Here is a 19,812-nt window from a genome sequence, read left to right as displayed (position 1 = left end):
CTCTAGCCCTTTTTGCCGATCTTGCTCTCGGTTCCCGCGATCAGCCGCTCGATATTCTGTTTGTGGCGCCAGTAGGTGATAACCGTCATGACGGCCGTCACGATCGCGGCCTCTTCAAGCCCGAGTATCCACAATGCAACCGGAATGACAAGTGTGGCGATGAGCGCGGACAACGAAGAGTAGCGAGAGAGGAAGGCGAAGGAGAGCCAGACAATTGCGAAGACCAGCACCATAATCGGCTCGACACCCAGCAGCATGCCGATGTAGGTCGCGACGCCCTTGCCGCCCTTGAAGCCAAGCCAGACCGGGAAGAGATGGCCGATAAAGGCGGCGAAGCCGCCGACCAGCGCGGCATCGCCGCCGAAAACCCGATCCGCGATAACGGCTGCTGCCGTCGCCTTCAGCGCGTCAAGCAGAAGCGTCGCCGCCGCCAGCTTCTTGTTGCCAGTGCGCAGCACGTTGGTCGCGCCGATATTGCCCGAACCGATCGAGCGCAGGTCCCCGAGGCCGGCCATCTTGGTCAGAACCAGGCCGAAGGGGATCGAGCCGAGCAGATAGCCGAACAGGCTCACGATCGCGATCATCTGCCAGTCGAACAAGACGAAGTTGATATCGGACATCTCTATCCCCTCAGAGCGTATGGACACATTGGCCGGCGACATAGGTCGCAACGGCCCGGCCCGAGAAGCGGGCATCTTCGAATGGCGTGTTCTTGGAGCGCGCAAGCAGGCTGTCGCGCGAGACCAGCCACGGTTCATCGAGATCGATGAGCGCGATGTCTCCCGGGGCGCCCGGCTTCAGAGTGCCACCTGGCAAGCCGAAGATTTCGGCCGGCCGCGTCGACATGGCATCGATCAGCCGTATCAGCGGCACATGACCTGCGTGATGCAGGCGAAGCGCTGCCGACAGCATGGTCTCGAGCCCGATTGCCCCATCGGCCGCCTCGCCGAAGGGCAGCCGCTTGGTGTCGACATCCTGCGGATCATGCGAGGAGACGATAATGTCGATCTGCCCCTTGGCCAGCGCATCGACCATTGCCATGCGATCGTCTTCCGAGCGCAGCGGCGGATAGAGCTTGAAGAAGGTCCGGTATTCGCCGATGTCGTTTTCGTTCAGGCTCAGGTGATTGATCGAGATGCCGCAGGTGACCTTGGCGCCACGCTTGCGTGCCACCTCGATCGCCTCGACCGATTCCGGCACCGAGATCTGCGAGGCGTGATACTTGGCCCGCGTCAGCGCCGCGATCCTGAGGTCACGCTCCAGCGGAATGATCTCGGTTTCGCGCGGGATTCCGCCGAGCCCGAGCCAGCTTGCCAGCAGCCCTTCGTTCATCACGCCATTGGCGGCGAGATACTTTTCCCGCGTTTCGAGCGCGATGACAGCATCGAATTCGCGCGCGTAAGTCATCGCACGGCGCAAAACCTGCGTGTCGTTCAGCCCGTAGCGGCCATTGGTGAAGGCAACCGCACCGGCCTGCTGCAACAGACCCATCTCGGTCATCTCGGCGCTGGTCATGCCCTTGGTCAGAGCCGCTGCCGGATAGACATTGACGCTGGCCGTATCACGGGCGGTCTTCTTCACAAATTCGACAAGCGCGATGTCGTCGATAACGGGATCTGTCTCCGGCATCATGATGAACGATGTGATGCCGCCGGCCGCTGCCGCACGGCTTGCCGATGCGATCGTCTCGCGATGTTCGGAACCCGGTTCGCCGACGAAGACGCGGGCATCGACGAGACCCGGAACGGCGGTGAGGCCTCGGGCATCGCGGATTTCGGCGCCCTCGGGCGCGCCCTGGTTCTGCGCATCGGCACCTGCGGCGACAATCAGGCCGTCATCGCCGACGATGATGGTGCCGACTTCATCGAGCGTGCGCGAGGGATCGACGATCCGGACATTCTTCAGGACAAGCGGCTTTCTCATGCGCCCATTCCCTCCGAACGCGGACCCTGGTTCTGCGACACGAGAAGCGTTTCCATGACGGCCATGCGAACCGCGACCCCCATCTCGACCTGGCTCTCGATGACGCTCTGCGGACCGTCGGCGACTTCCGAAGCGATCTCGACGCCCCGGTTCATCGGTCCCGGATGCATCACGAGCGCATCCTCTTTGGCGACCTTCAGCTTTTCAGCATCGAGGCCGTAGAAGTGGAAATATTCGCGCACCGACGGCACGAAGGAGCCGGACATGCGCTCGCGCTGCAGGCGCAGCATCATGACGACGTCAGCATCCTTCAGGCCTTCCTTCATGTCATGGAAGACCTCGCAGCCCATGTCGGCGATCCCGGCGGGCAGCAGCGTCGCAGGTGCGACGACGCGGACGCGGGCGCCCATGGCGTTGAGCAGCAGGATGTTGGACCGTGCCACGCGCGAATGCAGCACGTCACCGCAGATCGCCACGATGATGCGGGACAGCTTGCCCTTGGCACGGCGGATGGTGAGCGCGTCGAGCAGTGCCTGGGTCGGATGCTCGTGCTGTCCGTCACCGGCATTGACCACCGAGCAGGCGACCTTCTGGGCGAGCAGCGCTGCAGCCCCCGCCGAGGAGTGGCGCACCACAAGCACGTCTGGCCGCATGGCGTTCAGCGTCATGGCCGTGTCGATCAGCGTTTCGCCCTTTTTGACAGACGAGTTGCCGACCGACATGTTCATCACGTCGGCGCCAAGGCGTTTGCCTGCGAGCTCGAACGAGGCTTGCGTCCGCGTCGAGGCTTCGAAGAAGAGGTTGATCTGGGTGAGGCCCCTCAGCGTCGAAGTCTTCTTCTCGCGCTGGCGGCTGATTTTGACGGCTTCGTCTGCCTTGTCGAGAAGGAACGTGATGTCCTGCTCGGTAAGGCCCTTGATGCCGATGAGATGGCGATGGGGAAAGAAGACCATGGACGTCCTCCTGAGATGTCACGCGGTCTATAAAGTGTGGGATCGGGCCGGGCAAGCACATGCTAGGTGGATTGACGCACGGTCCCCATGTAATAGAGCGAACAGAAGGTAGGGAACACCGGCGCCTTGATGCGCCCTGGATGCTCCGACCGCAGTGGAATTATGAAGGCGAAGCGTTGGCGGGCCCAGCGCGCGCCTTCTCATGAGATCGGCAGGATTGATGAACCGGACGGAAGAAAAACTCGCAGCGCTGAACCAGCCCAAGCCTTGGTCCGGCATCAATGCCTACCGGTCCGATCCGCTGCTCGTCGACCTGACATCCTCGCTGGCGCGCCCGCTGCGCGAGGAATACGACGTCATCGGCAAATATGTGACCTCGCCGGAAGCGCAGGAACTGGCGCGCATGGCGAATGCCAGCCCGCCGCAGCTCAGAACCCATGGCGTGCGCGGCGAACGTCTCGACGTCGTCGAATTCCACCCCGCCTGGCATGCCCTGATGCGCCGCTCGATGGCGTCAGGCCTGCATTCCTCCGTCTGGGAAAATGCACCGGAAGCCCGTGGCCACGAACACAAGGCCCGCGCCGTCCGTTTTTTCCTCACCGCCCAGCTCGAATCGGGACATCTCTGCCCGCTCACCATGACCAGTGCCTCGGTCGCAGCGCTTGTTGCGTCGCCGGCTGTCCAGAAGGAATGGACGCCCCGCATCCTGTCGCGCAAATACGACAGCAGCAACAAGCCGCCGATGCAGAAGAGTGCCGTCAACATCGGCATGGGCATGACCGAGAAGCAGGGTGGCACGGATGTCCGCGCCAACACCACGACTGGCGAGCGGGTGGGCGAGGGGATCTATCGCCTCTCCGGCCACAAGTGGTTCATGTCCGCCCCGATGAGCGACGCCTTTGTCATGCTCGCCCAGACAAAGGATGGCATGGGCTGCTTCCTCGTGCCGCGCCTTCTGGAAGATGGTTCCGCCAACGGGCTGGAATTCCAGCGCCTCAAGGACAAGCTCGGCAACCGCTCAAACGCCTCTTCCGAAGTGGAGTTCTCCGAAACCTTCGGCTTCCTCCTCGGCACACCGGGCGACGGCGTCCGCACCATCCTCGACATGGTGACGTTGACGCGCCTCGACTGCGCGCTCTCCTCTGCCGGCATGATGCGCGCCTCCATGGCCGAGGCCATACACCACGTCCGCGGCCGCATGGTGTTCGGCAAGAACCTCATCGACCAGCCGATGATGACCCGCGTCCTGGCCGACATGGCGCTCGATGTTGCCGCAGCAACCGCACTTGCCTTCCGCTTGGCCGACAGCTTCGACAAGGCACGTGAAAACCCTGTCGATGCAGCCTATGCCCGCGTCATGACGCCGGTCGCCAAATACTGGATCTGCAAGATCGCACCCGGCCTCATCTATGAAGCAATGGAATGCATCGGCGGCAGTGGTTATGTCGAGGAACGCCCGATTGCCCGGCATTATCGCGAAGCCCCGGTCAACGCGATCTGGGAAGGCTCCGGCAATGTCATGGCGCTGGATGTCCTGCGCGTACTCAGCCGCGGCAAGGATCTCTTCGAAACGCTCTTCGCCGGCCTTGAGCGCGATCTCGGTCCCTCCGGCAAGAAAACCGTGGAAGTCCTGCGCGCCGCAACGGCGCTTGCCGAACGTGACGAGGCCGCCGGCCGTCTGCTGATCGAGCAACTGGCGCTCGCGGCCGGTGCCGCAGAGCTTTACCGACTGGGCGCCGGCAAGATCGCCGATGCCTTCCTCGAATCACGGCTGGCCGGTGGCTGGCGCCATACCTATGGCGTGCTCGATGCGCGCTTCGATTCCCGCTACGTGCTCGACCTTCTCTATCCGCCCGCCAGCTGAGCGGCGAGATAGAGCACGACGGGAATCGTGAAGAAGGCAGCGACCGTCTGAACGGTGGCCGCTGCCGCATAGAGATCGGCATCGCCGCCCATCTGCTTGGCGAGCACATAGCCGTTCATCGCCGTGGGGACGGCAGCCCCCAGCGCAATCATTACGACGATCTCGCCTGAGAGCCCGAAGGCAAGGGCGATCGCCACCGCGACCACCGGAAAGACGATCAGCTTGAGCACGACCGTCATCAACACGCTCGGCTGAGGTTTCAGGGCATCCGCGACCCTCAGCCCGGCGCCGACCGTCACGAGACCTAGACCGAGAGAAGCGCTGGCAATCAGGTCGACCGCCGTCATGACGGGTGCATAGATCGAAATCCCCGCAAAATTCACGAATACACCCAGCAAGGCGCCGATGATGATCGGGTTGGTGACGATCCTGAGGACGAAGGTCTTCAGGCCCCGACTCTCGCCGGAGAACCAGACCATCACCCCGACATTGATGAGGTTCAGCGGCACGATGATCGAAGCCATGATGATGGCGATGACGGACAGGCCCGTTTGTCCCGTCAACTTCTCCGCAATGGCGAGCGCCATGAAGCCATTCCAGCGCGTCGAGGTCTGGAAGACGGAGGTGTAGGACGACCCGCCCATGCCGCGCGCCCTGAGCAGCGGCCAGATAACAATAACCAGTGCGGTCATGACCCCGACTGCCAGCAGGGACACCAGGCCGACGCTGCCACTGTCCAGGGACGAAAAGTCGGTGGTAGCAAGCGTCTGGAACAGCAGCGCCGGGAAGAGGATAAAATAGCCGAATTGCTCAAGGCCACCCCAGAAACTCTCGTTGATGAGAGAGGTGCGTTTGAGCGCCACGCCGAGAATCACGAGCAGGAAGATCGGCAGGATGCTTTCGAAGATGATCAGCATGGCGGGTCCAGTGTGGCGGGCAGGGGAGGGGTAGACCCGTAAAACCGCGCATTCAATCGAAATTCGTGTCCCGGCGACATTTTCAGCCAAGTGGCTGAAACTGCTCATCCACAGGTGCCGTTAACCTTAACAAAGGGTTTACGTTGCGTGTTCGTGTCGAACAGGTCACCTTTTGCACGGGACAGACGTTAAAGGGCAGAGTGGTGACGGACGCTGTTTTTGCACGGTCGGTAGCGACCATCATGATGATGGTGTTTTTCTCGGGGTTGGCGCTCGATATCGCCATCCCTGCGACCATGTTGACGGCGATGGCATCACTGAAATGGCTGGTGGAAAACTGGCCGGCGGCAAATGATTTGTCGTTCGATCAAAAGGCGGAAACGGCATGAAGACACTTCTGCTCTTGTGGGCTTTGCCCATCACGATCTTGGGCGCCTGGTACGGTCTGTCCTACTACGACATGAGCTTCGGCATCTTCATGCTGACGCGCGACGCTCACGACTTGGTCTTCCAGGTCTATGGCAATGTGCTCGGCATCGCGCCCGAAACCATCCCGCCGCTGGTGCTGCGCGCGATCATCGTCGATAGCCTGATCCTGTTTGCGATCATTGGCTTCCGCCGCCGCAAGCAGATCAAGGCCTGGTGGATTGCCCGTCAGGAAAATTCGGCAGCACTGTCCGAAGTGCGGGCAAGCCCCGAAAGCCTGTCCAGCGCGCCCTGAAGAATGAAGCTCGCAGCGGCCGAATCAATCCGCTCGCTGCGCTTGGCCCGTGACACATCCATCTCCAGCAGCGCCCGTTCGGCAGCCACCGTCGAAAGCCGCTCGTCCCAATAGACGAACGGGATGTCCGTTTTTTCCGACATCGAGCGCACGAAGGCCCTCGTCGCCTGCACGCGCGGCCCGGACGAGCCGTCCATGTTGACTGGCAGCCCGATCACGAAGGCGACGATCTTTTCTTTCGCAGCAAAGGAAAGAAGCACCTCGGCATCCTGCGTGAACTTCACGCGCTTTATGACCGGGCGAGGGGTGGCAAACCGCCGGCCGAGATCGGAAGCCGATAGCCCGATCGTCTTCGTGCCGAGGTCGAGCCCGGCAATTGCCTCACCGGGTTTCAACTGTGCTGCCAATTCCTCGATCGTCAGCGTTGCCATGCTCGCCTGTCCTTTGCTCAGCGCTTGCGCACGAATTCTGTTCTGAGCACCAGGCCCTTGATCCCGTCGAAGCGGCAGTCGATTTCGTCGGGATCATCCGTCAGCCGGATCGAGCGGATGACTGTGCCTTGCTTCAGCGTCTGGCCGGCACCTTTGACCTTGAGGTCCTTGATCAGGACCACCGAATCGCCATCAGCGAGCTCGGTTCCGGACGCGTCGCGGGCCGTGGGCTTGGCCGCAGCCGCTGCTGCAAGTTCGAAGGCGGGACGCCATTCGCCGGTTGCCTCATCATACACGTAGTCGTCATCGGCCATGGTCGTTCCTTTCTTGCACTCAGCGCTACGGCTGTCATGCTCGTCGCTTAAACCGTCCGGACCGGCGAGGCAACTCGACGCCCCCGTTGCCGAAGGCCCGGCTTGCCATATATTCCGACCGACATTTCAAGACCGGAGACTGACATCATGAAAATCACCTGGCTCGGCCACGCCGCCTTCCGCCTCGACTCGGCCAAGGCCTCGATCCTCATCGACCCCTTCCTGACCCACAATCCGGGCTTTGCCGGTCTCGACCGGAAGGACATGACCAAGGGGATCACCCATATCCTCCTGACCCACGGTCATGGCGACCATGTCGGCGACGCGGTCCAGCTCGCCAAGGAAACGGGCGCCACGGTTCTGGCCAATGCCGATCTTGCCGCCTGGCTCGGCACCAAGGGCGTCGACAAGCTGGAAATGGGCAATACCGGCGGAACGATCCATTTCGAAGGCTTCACGGTCACCTTCACCAACGCACTGCATTCCTCCGCGCAAGTGACCGAAGACGGCGTTTCCCACGCGCTCGGCAATGCGAACGGCCTGATGATGCATTTCGAGGACGAAGCCTCGGTCCTGCATATGGGCGACACCGACATCTTCTCCGACATGAAACTGATCAACGAACTTCATCAGCCGGATGTCGGTCTCGTTCCCATCGGTGACCGGTTCACCATGGGCGGTGCGGTCGCGGCACTGGCCTGCCAGCGCTTCTTCGACTTCAAGACGGCGATCCCCTGCCACTACGGATCCTTCCCGATCATCGACCAGACGCCGGAAAAATTCGTCGCCGGCATGGACGGAACCCGCACCCGCGTAGTCGCCCCGCAGGCAGGCTCCGCCGTCGAGGTCTGACAAACCCCGTTGCCTCAGCGCTTGACGGCCATTATAGCGAAGAAAACAGCTTATCCGGAGAATGCCATGTCTGTTGACCTCGCCACCGTCAAGCGCGTCGCCCGCCTTGCCCGCCTCGCTGTGAGTGAGGAGGATGCCGCGCGCATGACCGGAGAGCTGAACGGCATTCTGGGCTTCGTCGAGCAGCTGGACGAAGTGGACGTCACGGGCGTCGAGCCGATGACCTCGGTCACGCCCATGGCGATGAAGAAGCGCGCAGACGTCGTCACCGACGGCAACAAGGCCGATGCCATTGTCGCCAATGCGCCGGCAACCGACCGCAATTTCTTCCAGGTGCCAAAGGTCGTCGAATAAGACCGACCGCAGCCCCCTGAGCCAGCCTCCCGAATTTCCCGCCCCTATGGGCGAAGACAGTCTGAAGTGAAACGACCATGAGCGAACTGACCAGCCTCACCATCGCCGAAGCCCGCGCGAAACTCGCCGCAAAGGAGATCAAGGCCGTCGAACTGACGGATGCCTATCTCTCCGCGATCGATCAGGCGAATGGCGCGCTGAACGCTTATGTTGCTGTGACGCCCGACATCGCCCGCGACATGGCAAAGGCGTCCGACGCGCGGATCGCCGACGGCAAGGCTGGCGTGCTGGAAGGCATTCCGCTCGGCGTCAAGGATCTCTTCGCCACCAAGGGCGTGCACACCCAGGCCTGCAGCCACATCCTCGATGGCTTCAAGCCGGAATATGAATCGACCGTCACCACCAATCTGTGGGACGCCGGCGCCGTCATGCTCGGCAAGCTCAACATGGACGAATTCGCCATGGGCTCGTCCAACGAGAGCTCCTATTACGGCCCGGCCGTGAACCCGTGGAAAGCGACGGGCTCCGACGACAAGCTGGTTCCGGGCGGCTCGTCCGGTGGTTCGGCAGCTGCCGTCGCCGCCCATCTCTGCGCGGGTGCCACCGCAACCGACACCGGCGGCTCGATCCGTCAGCCGGCCGCTTTCACCGGCACCGTCGGTATCAAGCCGACCTATGGCCGCTGCTCGCGCTGGGGCATCGTCGCCTTCGCCTCGTCGCTCGACCAGGCCGGTCCGATCGCCCGTGACGTGCGCGACGCCGCGATCCTGCTGAAGTCTATGGCGAGCACCGATGCGAAGGACACGACCTCCGTCGACCTGCCGGTTCCTGACTACGAAAAGGCCATCGGCGGCTCCGTGAAGGGCATGAAGATCGGCATCCCACGCGAATATCGCGTCGACGGCATGTCGGAAGAAGTCCTGGCTCTCTGGCAGCAGGGCATCGCCTGGCTGAAGGAAGCCGGTGCCGAGATTGTCGACATTTCCCTGCCGCACACGAAATACGCTCTTCCGGCCTATTACATCGTCGCACCTGCAGAAGCCTCGTCGAACCTCGCACGCTACGACGGCGTCCGCTACGGCCTGCGCGTCGACGGCAAGGACATTGCCGACATGTACGAGAAGACCCGTGCTGCCGGCTTCGGCAAGGAAGTCCAGCGCCGCATCATGGTCGGCACCTACGTTCTGTCAGCCGGCTATTATGACGCCTATTACCTGAAGGCCCAGAAGGTCCGCACGCTGATCAAGCGCGACTTCGAACTTGCCTTCGAGGCGGGTGTCGATGCGATCCTCGCCCCGATCACGCCATCCTCCGCCTTCGCCATCGGCGACAAGGAGCTCGCGGCTGATCCGGTCAAGATGTACCTGCAGGACGTCTTCACCATCACGCTGAACATGGCGGGCCTTCCGGGTATCTCCGTTCCCGCCGGCCTCGACAGCAAGGGGCTGCCGCTCGGCCTTCAGGTCATCGGCAAGCCTTTCGAGGAGGAAACCCTCTTCAAGACCGCCCATGTCATCGAACAGGCAGCCGGCAAGTTCACGCCGGCCAGGTGGTGGTAAGCGACTTCCGCATTCGTGACATGACCGCGGCCGATGCTGACAGCGTCGGCCGTGTCGGTTTTGCGGCCTGGGCGGCAAACCCCGTCTTGAACGCTTTTGGAGCGGACATGGTGGCCCGCATCCGCGCGAGCTTCCACCGCTTCGCCAAAGAGAATTTCAGGCTGATCAAGCTGGGAGAACTGGGCGAAGAGATCGTCGGCTGGACCGCCCGCGAAGGCGAGCGCGACTATATCTCCGATCTCTGGGTAAGCCCGATCCATCAGGGGCTCGGCATTGGCTCGGCCCTGATCTCTGCGACACTGCGCGACATGCGCGTCGAGGGTCTGAAGCGGGCACGGATCGACACGCATGCCGCAAACGAAGGCGCTATCCGGCTCTACCAGGATCTGGGCTTTTCCATCGTCTGGCGCGGCATGCAGCATTCCCCATCCATGGGCATGATGGTGGAAAAGGTGAAGATGCAGCAGGTGTTCTAGCGCGAGCGGCGGCGCTGGCTCTCCATGTAGGCTTTCAGCACGGCGTTCATCCGCGTCTGATAGCCTTTGCCCTGCTGCCGAAACCACTCCAGCACATCGCTGTCGAGTCGAACCGTGATCTGCGTCTTGGCCGATGGTGCAACAAGCGCTGCCGTTTCGAAGAACGCATCATCGAGCTCCGGGATGTCGCTGTAGTCGATGTCCGCATCGGACCGCGACTGCAGTTCCTTAAGACGCGCGGTTGAGATGGTCATGGTACTTCTGCCTTTCTTTCCGGTTGGCCAAGCGCGCTGAGATGATCCGAATGGCGCCGTCTCGGCCTGTATGGACGACCGTGATCACGACAAGCCCTTGGATCGCGCCAATGCTGATCTGGCGGGTCTCGCCATAATCGCGGCGGGTGTCGATTCCGGTTAGAACGTCGCCGTCAAAGATCAGGCAGGCTTCCGCGAATGAGATGCCATGCTTGACCCTGTTGGCGACATTCTTTCCGGCGTCCCACACGTAGCCCATGATCGAATGTAACTACATGCGTAGTGTCAGGCAAGTGTTCGGCAGGCAGCGCTCACCTATTGTCCAGCTCAGCCCTCACAAGCCTCAAGCCTCGTTCGGTAATCCGATAAGGCTTGCCCTGTCTCGAACTGATCGCCTTCAGGCGTTTCAGCCGCCGGAAGAGATCGAGGTCGAAGCCGGGATAGAGCCAGCCGTCACGGGAGAAGCACAAGGCCTTTTCGATCTTGCGCCTGTCGTCGCGGTGGATTTCGATCCAGCCGCCTTGCGCCATGAGATGAAGGATACGCTGATCGATGCGTGAAATATCCATGATATGATGTCCGGAGAAGCGCGCTGGAAAGCGCGCATGAAAACGGTTCCGGCGCCGCTGGGCGTCGGGGCTTCGTTTTCTGGCCCTGGCCGGTTGATCCTCACGGGATCGCGGGCAGGGCCTTTACCGGGTCTCGGACAAACCGAACATCAAAACTCCTATCGAGAGGACAATTCTAGCATTTTGCCGAAGCGGCGTCCACGCACCCTCATCGGTGCGCTCTGGTCAAGAATCATCGCCGGTGTTTTACTGTCTGCAACGAAGAGGTGAGGATGGTCACGATCCGCAAGGCGCTACAGGAAGACGCCGAACTCCTGACGGAGATCGGCATGCGTGCATGGCGCAAGGCCATGACCCATGTCGGCGAGACGGATGCCATGGTCATCAATGCCCGCTCGGCCTTTGCCAATTTCACCCGCTCCGGTTGGCTTCATATCCTCGTCATCGAGAAGTCGGGTGTGCCCGTTGGCTGGGCGGCGCGAGAAGACTTCGACGAAACGATCACCGATTTCTGGATCGATCCCGATCATGAGCGGAAGGGTTACGGAACCCTGCTTCTTGCCTCGCTTGAAGAGGATATCCGCAAGGCCGGCTTTGAGGAGGCGCGCCTGGAGACCCATGCGCGCAACCAGCAGGCCGTCGACTTCTTCCGGGCGCGCGGGTTTTCCATTCAATGGCTGTCTATCGTCTACAATCCGAAAATCGACCTCGACGTGGAGACGGTCGGCATGCACAAGATCCTCATACAGCAGGAAGACGACACCTACAGTCCCCACTGACATTCAAGGAAGCAGACAGCGACCTTGGACCGCATAGGCCATGAGCGGGCGACCGGCGAGATATCCCTCAAGGGGGGAGAGATCCGCCACGAGCGCAACGTCGCTATCCGGACAGGCGGGCTCGCGGCTCGTGACGTAGAGCACCCGCTGGTCGGCAAGGGCTGCCGTCAGGGGAAACGTCTGCTCGTAGTAATTCCGTGGTGAACCGCCCTGTGTTCTGGCGAGGATGGTGACGCCGTCGTCGCGCAGCGTGTGGAAGAGATCCGCAAGGATATCGCGGTTTTCCGCGACGATCACCGTCATGCCTGCGGACGCAGCGGTCGCGGCGATCTCCCGGCTGAGATGCGCGCGCCCGAGATAGCGCGCCAGAACGGGCTTGCCATTCGGCAACAGGATCTGCTGCGGAAAGACCGTGAGCACGGCAAACACCAGCGAAGCCGCACCATTGATGATCAGGGAAGCCTTCAGCGCGCGCGGCGAGTGGGCCAGCAGATGGACGACGGCGAGCATGATGCCCGCCGCATAGGCCGTCGCAGCCCAGTTGGCATAGGCGCGTGACATCAGGGCCTGGAATACGATCGCCAGCACGATGGGCCAGGAAAGCAGGAACAGGTGCCGTTCCGTCACAGATGCTCGCCGTTGAAGGAGCCTGACAAAGACCAGGATCATCGCGGCGAACAGCACCGGCCCGACAACGGCGAATTGGCTTGCGAAGAATTCGAGCGCCTTGCCGATATTGAGCTTCAATCCATCCCAATTGGCGTTCTCGGACGTGTGTTTGAGGGTGGCCGCCCCATGCGTCGCGTTCCACCAGATGTTCGGGGCTATCACGATGAGTGCCGTGACGGCCGCAATGACGGCGTCTCGGATCGCAAGCCGCGCCCGGGGAACAAAGATCGCCGAAAGTGTCGCTGTCCCGACGAAATAGAGCATCGCATATTTCGACAGCGTGCCGCATCCGACTGCAAACCCCATCAGCACCGCGAAGCCGAACGATTTGCGCTCGATCAGGTGCGAATAGGCGAGCAGCGTCAGAGCCAGGAAGGGGAAGAGGACGGTATCGGTCGACATGAAGACGGACGACAGAGCCACCGCCGGCAGCGTCGCATAGCTTGCGCCGACCCAATGGGCAGCCTCGCGGGAACCGGTGAGCCGCGCAGTGGCTGGTATCAGGATCAGCGCGGTTGCCATGTGCAGCAGGGGGCTCGCCACCCGAATCCAGAAGATATCGGAGGAGCCGCCGATCAGGGTGCCCAGATGGATGACCCAGGCGATCATCGGCGGTTTGGAATAGTAGCCGAAATCGAGATTCTGCGACCAGTGCCAATACTGCGCCTCGTCGACGAAGAGATCTGTCTGGTCGAAATGCAGCATCACCAGGCGATAGAGCGTGATGCCGACGATGATGGCGAGGCTCTGCTCCCTGGACAGGCTCATCGGCCGTCAGCCTTCCGCCTGGACAGGCAGATCGGTGCGGCGGCCCTGATGCAGCAGCATCAGGTTGCGGGCATAGACCACGATGCCCAGCGCCTGGCCGAGAATGATCACGGGTTCGCCGCGATGGATGCCATAGGTCAGCAGCAGGGTGCCGCCGACCAATGAAAACCACCAGAACGCCGTGGGAATGACCGACCGCTTCTCTTTCTCGGACACGAACCACTGGATGATGAAGCGCAGGGAGAACATCAGCTGCGCGACGAGGCCGAGGCCGAGCCAGAGAAGGTCGGTCATCGACTCGATCTTGAAATAGGCGAGGAGGTCATTCATGGGCTTGTCCCAATTTCCTGCGGTTTCACGCGCTTGCGGCGCCGGATCAGCCATGCGACACCGATCAGGTCGTGCATGCCGACCAGCCCGCGCTGCAGGTTGTTGTAATTGGACGAGCCGGCGTGCCGTTGCCGGTGCTCGACCCCGACATGGGTCACCTCCCAGCCATGGGCGGCAAACAACGCCGGCAGGTAGCGATGCATGTGGTTGAAGAACGGCAGGCCGAGAAAGGCGTCGCGCCGAAAGGCCTTGAGCCCGCAACCGGTGTCGCGAGTGCCGTCCTTCAACAGGCTACGGCGGATGGCATTGGCCGTTGTCGACGCCATCCGTTTCGAAAATGTGTCCCGTCGCCTGACCCTTTGGCCGGCGACGAGGCCGAGCGAGGGGGAAGTGTTCTCCGAAAGCAACGGGGCTGCGAGCCTCGGGATCTCCGCAGGCGGATTTTGGCCGTCGCCGTCCAGAGTGCAGATGACGGGCGCACGCGCGGCAATGACACCCGAATGAATCGCCGCCGACTGCCCGCCCGAGGCGGTGTGGTGAAGGACGCGCACCCAGGGCATCATCCGGGACGCGTCTTGCAGTCGGGAAAGCGTCTGATCGCTCGAACCGTCATCGACGAAGATCGCTTCGAAGTGGTATCCCTCGCAGGCTGTGGCGATTTCCGCCACGAGGAGCGCGACATTTTCCGCTTCGTTCTTCATCGGAACGACGATCGAGAATTGCGGCTGTGCAGTCGATTGCATGCGAAACCCCCGGCAGGCCCTCAGTTCCGCTCCGTCGTCTGTGCAAGGGGAACCATCGGCCATGCATCGTGAGGAGAGGTTGCAAGGATCGCCTACAGCCGCAGTGTGACAGGTGCATGAACGGTCTGCGGGGCGCGCGGAGGTTCCGGCAAGTCTTGCACCTCAAAGGCAATTGCTCTAACCGGAAGGACGAAAAACATTGCCCACGGAAGAGCATCCGATGACCCTGGTAGACACCCGCACACCCGATCCGAAACGCTTCATCCCCGGCGCCACCGGCGATTGGGAAATCGTCATCGGCATGGAAGTCCATGCGCAGGTTCTGTCGAAGTCCAAGCTGTTCTCCGGAGCCTCCACCGTCTTCGGCAATGCACCCAATTCCAATGTCTCGCTCGTCGATGCCGCCATGCCCGGCATGTTGCCCGTCATCAACGAGGAATGCGTGGCCCAGGCCGTGCGCACCGGTCTTGGCCTGAAGGCGCAGATCAACAAGCGCTCGATCTTCGACCGCAAGAACTATTTCTATCCGGACCTGCCGCAGGGCTACCAGATCTCGCAGTTCAAGGATCCGATCGTCGGCGAGGGCAAGATCATCATCTCGCTCGGCCCCGACCGTCAGGGCAATTTCGAGGACATCGAAATCGGCATCGAACGCCTGCACCTGGAACAGGATGCCGGCAAGTCGATGCACGACCAGCATCCGACCATGTCCTATGTCGACCTGAACCGCTCCGGCGTCGCCCTGATGGAAATCGTGTCGAAGCCCGACATGCGCTCGTCGGACGAAGCCAAGGCCTATATGACCAAGCTGCGCTCGATCGTCCGTTATCTCGGCACCTGCGACGGCAACATGGACGAGGGCTCGATGCGCGCCGACGTCAACGTCTCCGTGCGCAAGCCGGGCGGCGAATTCGGCACGCGCTGCGAAATCAAGAACGTCAACTCGATCCGCTTCATCGGCCAGGCCATCGAATACGAAGCCCGTCGCCAGATCGCGATCCTCGAGGATGGCGGCTCGATCGACCAGGAAACCCGCCTCTTCGATCCAGGCAAGGGCGAGACGCGCTCCATGCGCTCCAAGGAAGATGCGCATGACTATCGCTATTTCCCCGATCCGGACCTTCTGCCGCTCGAATTCGACGATGCCTTTATCGAGGCGCTGAAGAAGGATCTGCCGGAGCTGCCCGACGACAAGAAGGCGCGGTTTGTGTCGGAACTCGGCCTCTCCGTCTACGACGCTTCCGTGCTCGTCTCGGAAAAGGCGATTGCCGACTATTTCGAAGCCGTGGCTGAGGGCCGCGACGGCAAGACGGCTGCCAACTGGGTCATCAACGACCTCCTGGGCGCCCTGAACAAGGCTGGCAAGAGCATTGAGGAGACGCCCGTTTCTCCCGCCCAGCTCGGCGGCATCATCGACCTGATCAAGGCCGAGACCATCTCCGGCAAGATCGCCAAGGACCTCTTCGAGATCGTCTGGAACGAAGGCGGTGACCCGGCAGAGATCGTCGAGAGCCGCGGCATGCGCCAAGTGACCGACACCGGCGCCATCGAAAAGGCCGTCGACGAGATCATCGCCGCAAACCCCGACCAGGTGGCCAAGGTGCTGGCCAAGCCGACGCTTGCCGGCTGGTTCGTCGGCCAGGTGATGAAGGCAACCGGCGGCAAGGCCAACCCGCAGGCGGTCCAGGCGCTGGTCAAGGCCAAGCTCGGTCTGCCCGAGGAATAAGGCGGTGTTCTTCGTCCGCACGGCCACCGACCGGGATGTCGAACCGCTCCGCGCCCTGCTGACGCAGAGTTTCCACGCGACCTATGACCGGTTCTACGGGCCGGCCAAGGTTGCCGAGCTGGTTTCGGCCTGGCATTCGCCAGCCGAGATCAAGCGACGCATCCAGGTCAAGGGCGGCGAATACCTCGTCGCCGACGACGGCAAGCGGATCGGCGGCATGGCCTTTGCGGCCATGTCGGAAAAGCTGACCAAGACCGCGATCCTGCACCAGCTCTATGTCCATCCCGACCACCAGCGCCAGGGCATCGGCCGCGATCTCTTTGCCGAGATCGAGACCTGCTTTCCCGATGCCGAGATCCTTCGGTTGGAAGTCGAGCCGCAGAATGCCGGCGCCATCGCCTTCTACGAGGCGCATGATTTCGTCGAAGTCGACCGGACGAAGAATTGCGGTGGTCCCGACAGCGGGATCGAAGCACTGATCATGGAAAAGCCGCTCAAGTGAGCGGCTTTTTTGTTCCGTGCCTTTCGCTCAGTTGAAGGGCGGCTCGGTGACCTTGCCGTCCTCGTCGATTAGCTGCACGGGAGTGCATTCGATAAGGCCATCCTCTTTGGCATTGCTGCAGGCAAGTTCTGCGGCCTTCAAGGCCAGGTCGCGGCTCTGCCAGCCGCAGGAGAACTGGTGCCAGTGCGGTCCGCCATCGGCCATCATGAAGATGTCGACGCTCCAGTTGCCCGGTGAACAGGTGGCATTCACCTCGCAGGCCTCCGCCGTCCCGCCGCCCTCGATGCACTGCTTCATCGCACAGTCGATCGCGCTCGCCGTATCCTTCTCGACGCAAAGCCCCGAGCTCATTTCCGGCGCCTGCACATAGGCAATCGCCTTGCGCCCTCCCTCCTGGGCCTGAACGCCGAGGGCGAAAAGAGTTACGCACAGAATTGTCACACGTCGCAGCACGGCTGTCATCAAGTAGTCCCCCGGGGTCGTTATGGAAGGCCAGACTAACGCAGGGACAGGTGATGCATGCAACAGGAAAAAGCGACCATCCGGGAAGCCACCGAAGATGATCTGGAAGCGATCATCGCGCTCTTCGCCGACGACCCGCTGGGCGGCCATGGCGATACCACCGATCCGCAAGCGCTGCCCGAATACCGCTCTGCCTTTGCCCAGATCTCGGCCTCGCCGAACGAGACGCTTTATGTGGCCGAGCTTGATGGTGAGGTCGTCGGCACCTTCCAGACCATGATCACGACGACCCTCACGGCTCGCGGCAGCGCAAACCTGATCATTGAGGCCGTTCAGACCCGGGCCGACATGCGGGGCAGGGGCATCGGCGCGGCCATGATCGGCTTTGCCATGGAGCGCGCCCGCGAAACCGGCATGCGCCTCGTCCAGCTGACCTCCAATGCCGCGCGCAAGGACGCCCACCGATTCTATGAACGGCTCGGCTTCACGCCTTCCCATATCGGCTTCAAGATCAAGCTGAAATGACGGGGGTGCGACGGGGAATCACTGGACAAGGCGAGAGTGAGGCGGCATAAGCGAGACAGGTTCGACAAGGCCGTCCTGCGGCCTGCGGTAATTGCCCAAGGATACACGATGAAGCAGCTCCTTTTGCAGATCTTCACCTGGTGGAACGGCCAGACCATGGGCACGCGTTTCTTCACCTGGCGGCACGGCAAGCGCGTCGGCGAAGACGAGTTCGGCAATGTCTATTACGAAGGCCCGATGACGAGCTGGGGCCAGCCGAAGCGCTGGGTGATCTATAACGGGTACGCCGACGCCTCGAAGATCGCCTCCGGCTGGCACGGCTGGATGCATTACCGCACCGACACGCCGCCGTCGAAGGAAGACTACAAGCCGCGCGAATGGGAAAAGGGGCATCGCCCGAACCAGACTGGCACGGCTGCCGCCTATCGCCCGCAGGGTTCGATTTCGACGACAGGCGAGCGTCCGCGCGTCACCGGCGACTACGATGCCTGGACGCCGGGCAGCTGATACCCGTTTTGGCCATAATCCGGCATTAGGGCCTCTATCGTGAGGCCCTTCTTGTATCTGGCATCCGGTCGATATGGGCAAGAGGATCGATGAAAGCGAGCGGGACGATGAAGTTGAGTGCATGGGCATGGGCCATTCCGGTTGTCGGGCTTGCCGCTGCGGCAATGCTTGGCCTTGCCGGCAGGGCCGATGCCGCCCGCCTCGAAAATCCGGTCGCCGAATTCGCCGGCATCGACAAGATCACCGGACGCATCACCACCTTTGACGTCTATGTCAACGAAACGGTCCAGTTCGGCGCCCTGCAGGTGACGCCCAAGGTCTGCTACTCGCGCGATGAGACCGAAGCCCAGAAGATCGACGCCTTCATCGAGGTCGACGAGATCACCCTCGACCGCAAGATCCGCCGCATCTTCTCCGGATGGATGTTCGCCGACAGCCCGGCGTTGAACGCCGTCGAGCACCCGATCTATGACGTCTGGCTGACCGGCTGCAAGGTCAAATCAGAAGTTCCGCCGCCGCCCGGCGTCGAAGCGGTCGCCAAGCCCGCGCCCGAGCCTGAAAAACCCGCCGACGCGGCTGCCACCGCCGCCCCGGCGCCCGCGCCTGCCGCAGCCTCGCTGGAGCCGGGTGCAGCGGTCATCGATCCCACCCAGGGCACCGCTGAGGCGATTGATCCCAACCAGACAGCCCTTCCGCCGCTGGATGCGCCCGTCGAGGTTCCGACCGAAGTGATCGGCGGCGCTGCCTCCGATCTCCCGCCCTCCGGCGATCCTCTGCTGCAGGGCAACCCGGCCCCGCCGCCCCCGCCGGTGACGCCACCCGGCAGCGTCGGTCTGTTCTAAGAGCATTTCCAGCCGAAGCGTGATCGCTTCGGCGTCGGACAATGCGGCAAAACAAATGCTTAAGGCCAAAAGTGCTGCGCCTGTCGCAGCCCGATCCAGTTGATACGGACATGCCAACGCAGATGGACACCCCCCTCTGTCACTTCGTGACATCTCCCCCACAAGGGGGGAGAGTGGAGCGCCGCGTATGCCGCTTGGCATGCTGCTCTCAAGGGTGAGCTACAGGCCGGCGGCACAGCCAGTCTCCCCCCTTGTGGGGGAGATGCCTGGCAAGGCAGAGGGGGGGGGACCCCCGGCACGACCTTTTCATTGACATCCCGACCATTTGAGAACATTAAGAGAACGAACAGGAGTTCTCAGCATGTCTCTCTCCGAAAAATTCATCGTCCTCCCCTTCAAGAAGAACCGTGGCAATGTCGTCCCCGGTGAAATGCGCCAGGCCTCGAGTGCCGCCGCCGCCGAAAAGATCGCCACCGCCATGTCCGCCCGCCACATCGGCGTCGCCGCCTATTCCGTCCAGGTCGACGAGGAAAGCGGCGACATGTCGAGCCCCAAACTGATCATCGGCTTCGGCGAGACGGCGGATCTGAACGCGGCCTGAGCCGCAGTCCGCTCTCCCCCCCATGTCAGGGCAATTGCATATGGATTTTGAGCGGCGCACGAGGCGGGGTCCCTCTTTGTAACTTCCCAAAATCCGCATTGGAGGCTGTAATGCCTTTTGCGGTGGCGGATGGGAGACCGAAGCCTCTTTGGGACACTAAGCCCGTGGGAG

At 62.1% G+C, this 19,812-nt stretch carries 26 protein-coding genes and 1 pseudogene; 14 read left to right on the top strand and 13 right to left on the bottom strand.

Going from position 1 to position 19,812, the window contains the following annotated elements:
- Nucleotides 1-2: 2 nt before the first annotated feature.
- From plsY to J2045_RS13130, 3 genes are read right to left on the bottom strand one after another with little or no spacing between them, the layout of a single operon-like run.
- On the bottom strand, nt 3-620 hold the full coding sequence (plsY, locus tag J2045_RS13140) for a glycerol-3-phosphate 1-O-acyltransferase PlsY (protein WP_307373408.1): 618 nt from the start codon (nt 618-620) through the stop codon (nt 3-5).
- A 10-nt stretch (nt 621-630) separates the two neighbouring features.
- Complete coding sequence (locus J2045_RS13135) at nt 631-1,923, bottom strand: dihydroorotase (RefSeq protein WP_307373406.1); 1,293 nt, start codon at nt 1,921-1,923, stop codon at nt 631-633.
- A complete protein-coding gene (locus J2045_RS13130; protein ID WP_102019704.1) occupies nt 1,920-2,876 on the bottom strand; it encodes an aspartate carbamoyltransferase catalytic subunit in 957 nt (318 codons plus the stop codon). The genes J2045_RS13135 and J2045_RS13130 overlap by 4 nt, the downstream gene beginning before the upstream one ends.
- Before the next feature lie 220 nt (nt 2,877-3,096).
- Between J2045_RS13130 and J2045_RS13125 the strand changes: the two genes are divergently transcribed.
- A complete protein-coding gene (locus tag J2045_RS13125) occupies nt 3,097-4,740 on the top strand; it encodes an acyl-CoA dehydrogenase family protein (protein ID WP_307373403.1) in 1,644 nt (547 codons plus the stop codon).
- Here J2045_RS13125 and J2045_RS13120 read toward each other — a convergent pair.
- Complete coding sequence (locus J2045_RS13120; protein WP_307373400.1) at nt 4,722-5,657, bottom strand: AEC family transporter; 936 nt, start codon at nt 5,655-5,657, stop codon at nt 4,722-4,724. The two genes, J2045_RS13125 and J2045_RS13120, sit on opposite strands and share 19 nt — an antisense overlap.
- Before the next feature lie 203 nt (nt 5,658-5,860).
- Between J2045_RS13120 and J2045_RS13115 the strand changes: the two genes are divergently transcribed.
- Nucleotides 5,861-6,046, top strand: coding sequence for a hypothetical protein (locus J2045_RS13115; RefSeq protein WP_307373398.1), 186 nt, complete (start codon nt 5,861-5,863; stop codon nt 6,044-6,046).
- Nucleotides 6,043-6,378, top strand: a complete 336-nt coding sequence (locus J2045_RS13110) for a DUF6105 family protein (RefSeq protein ID WP_307373395.1) — start codon at nt 6,043-6,045, stop codon at nt 6,376-6,378. Before J2045_RS13115 ends, J2045_RS13110 begins: the two co-directional genes overlap by 4 nt.
- On the opposite strand, the gene ruvX is transcribed toward J2045_RS13110, so the two are convergent.
- Together ruvX and J2045_RS13100 are read right to left on the bottom strand one after the other, a co-directional pair.
- On the bottom strand, nt 6,312-6,809 hold the full coding sequence (gene ruvX, locus J2045_RS13105) for a Holliday junction resolvase RuvX (RefSeq protein WP_307373393.1): 498 nt from the start codon (nt 6,807-6,809) through the stop codon (nt 6,312-6,314). The two genes, J2045_RS13110 and ruvX, sit on opposite strands and share 67 nt — an antisense overlap.
- 17 nt (nt 6,810-6,826) lie before the next feature.
- The gene (locus J2045_RS13100; RefSeq protein WP_307373390.1) at nt 6,827-7,123 is read right to left on the bottom strand and encodes an alkylphosphonate utilization protein; all 297 of its coding nucleotides are present in this window, start codon (nt 7,121-7,123) and stop codon (nt 6,827-6,829) included.
- A 147-nt stretch (nt 7,124-7,270) separates the two neighbouring features.
- Between J2045_RS13100 and J2045_RS13095 the strand changes: the two genes are divergently transcribed.
- From J2045_RS13095 to J2045_RS13080, 4 genes are all read left to right on the top strand, one after another.
- Nucleotides 7,271-7,975: a metal-dependent hydrolase gene (locus J2045_RS13095; protein ID WP_307373388.1), complete on the top strand. Its 705-nt coding sequence runs from the start codon at nt 7,271-7,273 to the stop codon at nt 7,973-7,975.
- 66 nt (nt 7,976-8,041) lie between these two features.
- Nucleotides 8,042-8,329 carry an Asp-tRNA(Asn)/Glu-tRNA(Gln) amidotransferase subunit GatC gene (gene gatC, locus J2045_RS13090; protein ID WP_307373385.1) on the top strand — a complete coding sequence of 96 codons (288 nt, stop codon included), beginning with the start codon at nt 8,042-8,044 and terminating at the stop codon, nt 8,327-8,329.
- Between the two features lie 77 nt (nt 8,330-8,406).
- Complete coding sequence (gatA, locus tag J2045_RS13085) at nt 8,407-9,888, top strand: Asp-tRNA(Asn)/Glu-tRNA(Gln) amidotransferase subunit GatA (protein WP_307373383.1); 1,482 nt, start codon at nt 8,407-8,409, stop codon at nt 9,886-9,888.
- Between the two features lie 20 nt (nt 9,889-9,908).
- Nucleotides 9,909-10,364, top strand: a complete 456-nt coding sequence (locus J2045_RS13080; RefSeq protein ID WP_307373381.1) for a GNAT family N-acetyltransferase — start codon at nt 9,909-9,911, stop codon at nt 10,362-10,364.
- Here the strand turns inward: J2045_RS13080 and J2045_RS13075 are convergent.
- The 3 genes from J2045_RS13075 to J2045_RS13065 are packed head-to-tail and all read right to left on the bottom strand — an operon-like array spanning nt 10,361 to nt 11,187.
- Entirely contained in the window at nt 10,361-10,618 is a 258-nt protein-coding gene (locus J2045_RS13075; RefSeq protein ID WP_307373377.1) for a BrnA antitoxin family protein, read from the bottom strand. The two genes, J2045_RS13080 and J2045_RS13075, sit on opposite strands and share 4 nt — an antisense overlap.
- Entirely contained in the window at nt 10,593-10,877 is a 285-nt protein-coding gene (locus J2045_RS13070) for a BrnT family toxin (RefSeq protein ID WP_307373374.1), read from the bottom strand. Before J2045_RS13070 ends, J2045_RS13075 begins: the two co-directional genes overlap by 26 nt.
- A gap of 52 nt (nt 10,878-10,929) precedes the next feature.
- A complete protein-coding gene (locus J2045_RS13065; RefSeq protein WP_166602161.1) occupies nt 10,930-11,187 on the bottom strand; it encodes a YjhX family toxin in 258 nt (85 codons plus the stop codon).
- A 272-nt stretch (nt 11,188-11,459) separates the two neighbouring features.
- On the opposite strand from J2045_RS13065, the gene J2045_RS13060 reads away from it, so the two are divergent.
- Entirely contained in the window at nt 11,460-11,966 is a 507-nt protein-coding gene (locus J2045_RS13060) for a GNAT family N-acetyltransferase (protein WP_307373373.1), read from the top strand.
- Between the two features lie 3 nt (nt 11,967-11,969).
- On the opposite strand, the gene J2045_RS13055 is transcribed toward J2045_RS13060, so the two are convergent.
- From J2045_RS13055 to J2045_RS13045, 3 genes are read right to left on the bottom strand one after another with little or no spacing between them, the layout of a single operon-like run.
- The gene (locus tag J2045_RS13055) at nt 11,970-13,397 is read right to left on the bottom strand and encodes an ArnT family glycosyltransferase (RefSeq protein WP_370873127.1); all 1,428 of its coding nucleotides are present in this window, start codon (nt 13,395-13,397) and stop codon (nt 11,970-11,972) included.
- 12 nt (nt 13,398-13,409) lie between these two features.
- On the bottom strand, nt 13,410-13,733 hold the full coding sequence (locus J2045_RS13050; RefSeq protein ID WP_307373369.1) for a lipid-A-disaccharide synthase N-terminal domain-containing protein: 324 nt from the start codon (nt 13,731-13,733) through the stop codon (nt 13,410-13,412).
- Nucleotides 13,730-14,476 (bottom strand): glycosyltransferase family 2 protein, encoded by a 747-nt coding sequence (locus J2045_RS13045; protein WP_307373367.1) that lies wholly within the window; start codon nt 14,474-14,476, stop codon nt 13,730-13,732. Before J2045_RS13045 ends, J2045_RS13050 begins: the two co-directional genes overlap by 4 nt.
- A gap of 220 nt (nt 14,477-14,696) precedes the next feature.
- Between J2045_RS13045 and gatB the strand changes: the two genes are divergently transcribed.
- Together gatB and J2045_RS13035 are read left to right on the top strand one after the other, a co-directional pair.
- On the top strand, nt 14,697-16,202 hold the full coding sequence (gene gatB, locus J2045_RS13040) for an Asp-tRNA(Asn)/Glu-tRNA(Gln) amidotransferase subunit GatB (protein ID WP_307373365.1): 1,506 nt from the start codon (nt 14,697-14,699) through the stop codon (nt 16,200-16,202).
- 4 nt (nt 16,203-16,206) lie between these two features.
- A complete protein-coding gene (locus tag J2045_RS13035; RefSeq protein ID WP_307373362.1) occupies nt 16,207-16,704 on the top strand; it encodes a GNAT family N-acetyltransferase in 498 nt (165 codons plus the stop codon).
- Between the two features lie 27 nt (nt 16,705-16,731).
- Here the strand turns inward: J2045_RS13035 and J2045_RS13030 are convergent, their stop codons facing one another.
- Entirely contained in the window at nt 16,732-17,166 is a 435-nt protein-coding gene (locus J2045_RS13030; RefSeq protein ID WP_307373358.1) for a hypothetical protein, read from the bottom strand.
- A 57-nt stretch (nt 17,167-17,223) separates the two neighbouring features.
- On the opposite strand from J2045_RS13030, the gene J2045_RS13025 reads away from it, so the two are divergent.
- From J2045_RS13025 to J2045_RS13010, 4 genes and pseudogenes are all read left to right on the top strand, one after another.
- Nucleotides 17,224-17,691, top strand: a complete 468-nt coding sequence (locus J2045_RS13025) for a GNAT family N-acetyltransferase (protein ID WP_307373356.1) — start codon at nt 17,224-17,226, stop codon at nt 17,689-17,691.
- A 108-nt stretch (nt 17,692-17,799) separates the two neighbouring features.
- Nucleotides 17,800-18,198 (top strand): NADH:ubiquinone oxidoreductase subunit NDUFA12, encoded by a 399-nt coding sequence (locus J2045_RS13020; RefSeq protein WP_307373353.1) that lies wholly within the window; start codon nt 17,800-17,802, stop codon nt 18,196-18,198.
- Between the two features lie 164 nt (nt 18,199-18,362).
- Nucleotides 18,363-18,740: pseudogene (locus tag J2045_RS13015) on the top strand (DUF2155 domain-containing protein); the annotation flags it as partial.
- 661 nt (nt 18,741-19,401) lie between these two features.
- Complete coding sequence (locus J2045_RS13010; RefSeq protein ID WP_054158996.1) at nt 19,402-19,641, top strand: hypothetical protein; 240 nt, start codon at nt 19,402-19,404, stop codon at nt 19,639-19,641.
- Nucleotides 19,642-19,812: the final 171 nt, after the last annotated feature.

Origin of the sequence: Peteryoungia aggregata LMG 23059 (assembly GCF_030814435.1) — a bacterium.
Classification (GTDB): Bacteria; Pseudomonadota; Alphaproteobacteria; order Rhizobiales; family Rhizobiaceae; genus Allorhizobium; species Allorhizobium aggregatum.
The sequence above is the reverse complement of the archived record's forward strand: the minus strand, read 5'-3'. Positions and strand labels throughout refer to the sequence as shown.

Bases quoted from the DNA above. Each gene is read 5' to 3' on its own strand.
- plsY (WP_307373408.1), bottom strand. From the start codon at position 620: ATGTCCGATATCAACTTCGTCTTGTTCGACTGGCAGATGATCGCGATC.
- J2045_RS13135 (WP_307373406.1), bottom strand. From the start codon at position 1,923: ATGAGAAAGCCGCTTGTCCTGAAGAATGTCCGGATCGTCGATCCCTCG.
- J2045_RS13130 (WP_102019704.1), bottom strand. From the start codon at position 2,876: ATGGTCTTCTTTCCCCATCGCCATCTCATCGGCATCAAGGGCCTTACC.
- J2045_RS13125 (WP_307373403.1), top strand. From the start codon at position 3,097: ATGAACCGGACGGAAGAAAAACTCGCAGCGCTGAACCAGCCCAAGCCT.
- J2045_RS13120 (WP_307373400.1), bottom strand. From the start codon at position 5,657: ATGCTGATCATCTTCGAAAGCATCCTGCCGATCTTCCTGCTCGTGATT.
- J2045_RS13110 (WP_307373395.1), top strand. From the start codon at position 6,043: ATGAAGACACTTCTGCTCTTGTGGGCTTTGCCCATCACGATCTTGGGC.
- ruvX (WP_307373393.1), bottom strand. From the start codon at position 6,809: ATGGCAACGCTGACGATCGAGGAATTGGCAGCACAGTTGAAACCCGGT.
- J2045_RS13100 (WP_307373390.1), bottom strand. From the start codon at position 7,123: ATGGCCGATGACGACTACGTGTATGATGAGGCAACCGGCGAATGGCGT.
- J2045_RS13095 (WP_307373388.1), top strand. From the start codon at position 7,271: ATGAAAATCACCTGGCTCGGCCACGCCGCCTTCCGCCTCGACTCGGCC.
- gatC (WP_307373385.1), top strand. From the start codon at position 8,042: ATGTCTGTTGACCTCGCCACCGTCAAGCGCGTCGCCCGCCTTGCCCGC.
- gatA (WP_307373383.1), top strand. From the start codon at position 8,407: ATGAGCGAACTGACCAGCCTCACCATCGCCGAAGCCCGCGCGAAACTC.
- J2045_RS13080 (WP_307373381.1), top strand. From the start codon at position 9,909: ATGACCGCGGCCGATGCTGACAGCGTCGGCCGTGTCGGTTTTGCGGCC.
- J2045_RS13075 (WP_307373377.1), bottom strand. From the start codon at position 10,618: ATGACCATCTCAACCGCGCGTCTTAAGGAACTGCAGTCGCGGTCCGAT.
- J2045_RS13070 (WP_307373374.1), bottom strand. From the start codon at position 10,877: ATGGGCTACGTGTGGGACGCCGGAAAGAATGTCGCCAACAGGGTCAAG.
- J2045_RS13065 (WP_166602161.1), bottom strand. From the start codon at position 11,187: ATGGATATTTCACGCATCGATCAGCGTATCCTTCATCTCATGGCGCAA.
- J2045_RS13060 (WP_307373373.1), top strand. From the start codon at position 11,460: ATGGTCACGATCCGCAAGGCGCTACAGGAAGACGCCGAACTCCTGACG.
- J2045_RS13050 (WP_307373369.1), bottom strand. From the start codon at position 13,733: ATGAATGACCTCCTCGCCTATTTCAAGATCGAGTCGATGACCGACCTT.
- J2045_RS13045 (WP_307373367.1), bottom strand. From the start codon at position 14,476: ATGCAATCGACTGCACAGCCGCAATTCTCGATCGTCGTTCCGATGAAG.
- gatB (WP_307373365.1), top strand. From the start codon at position 14,697: ATGACCCTGGTAGACACCCGCACACCCGATCCGAAACGCTTCATCCCC.
- J2045_RS13030 (WP_307373358.1), bottom strand. From the start codon at position 17,166: ATGACAGCCGTGCTGCGACGTGTGACAATTCTGTGCGTAACTCTTTTC.
- J2045_RS13025 (WP_307373356.1), top strand. From the start codon at position 17,224: ATGCAACAGGAAAAAGCGACCATCCGGGAAGCCACCGAAGATGATCTG.
- J2045_RS13020 (WP_307373353.1), top strand. From the start codon at position 17,800: ATGAAGCAGCTCCTTTTGCAGATCTTCACCTGGTGGAACGGCCAGACC.
- J2045_RS13010 (WP_054158996.1), top strand. From the start codon at position 19,402: ATGTCTCTCTCCGAAAAATTCATCGTCCTCCCCTTCAAGAAGAACCGT.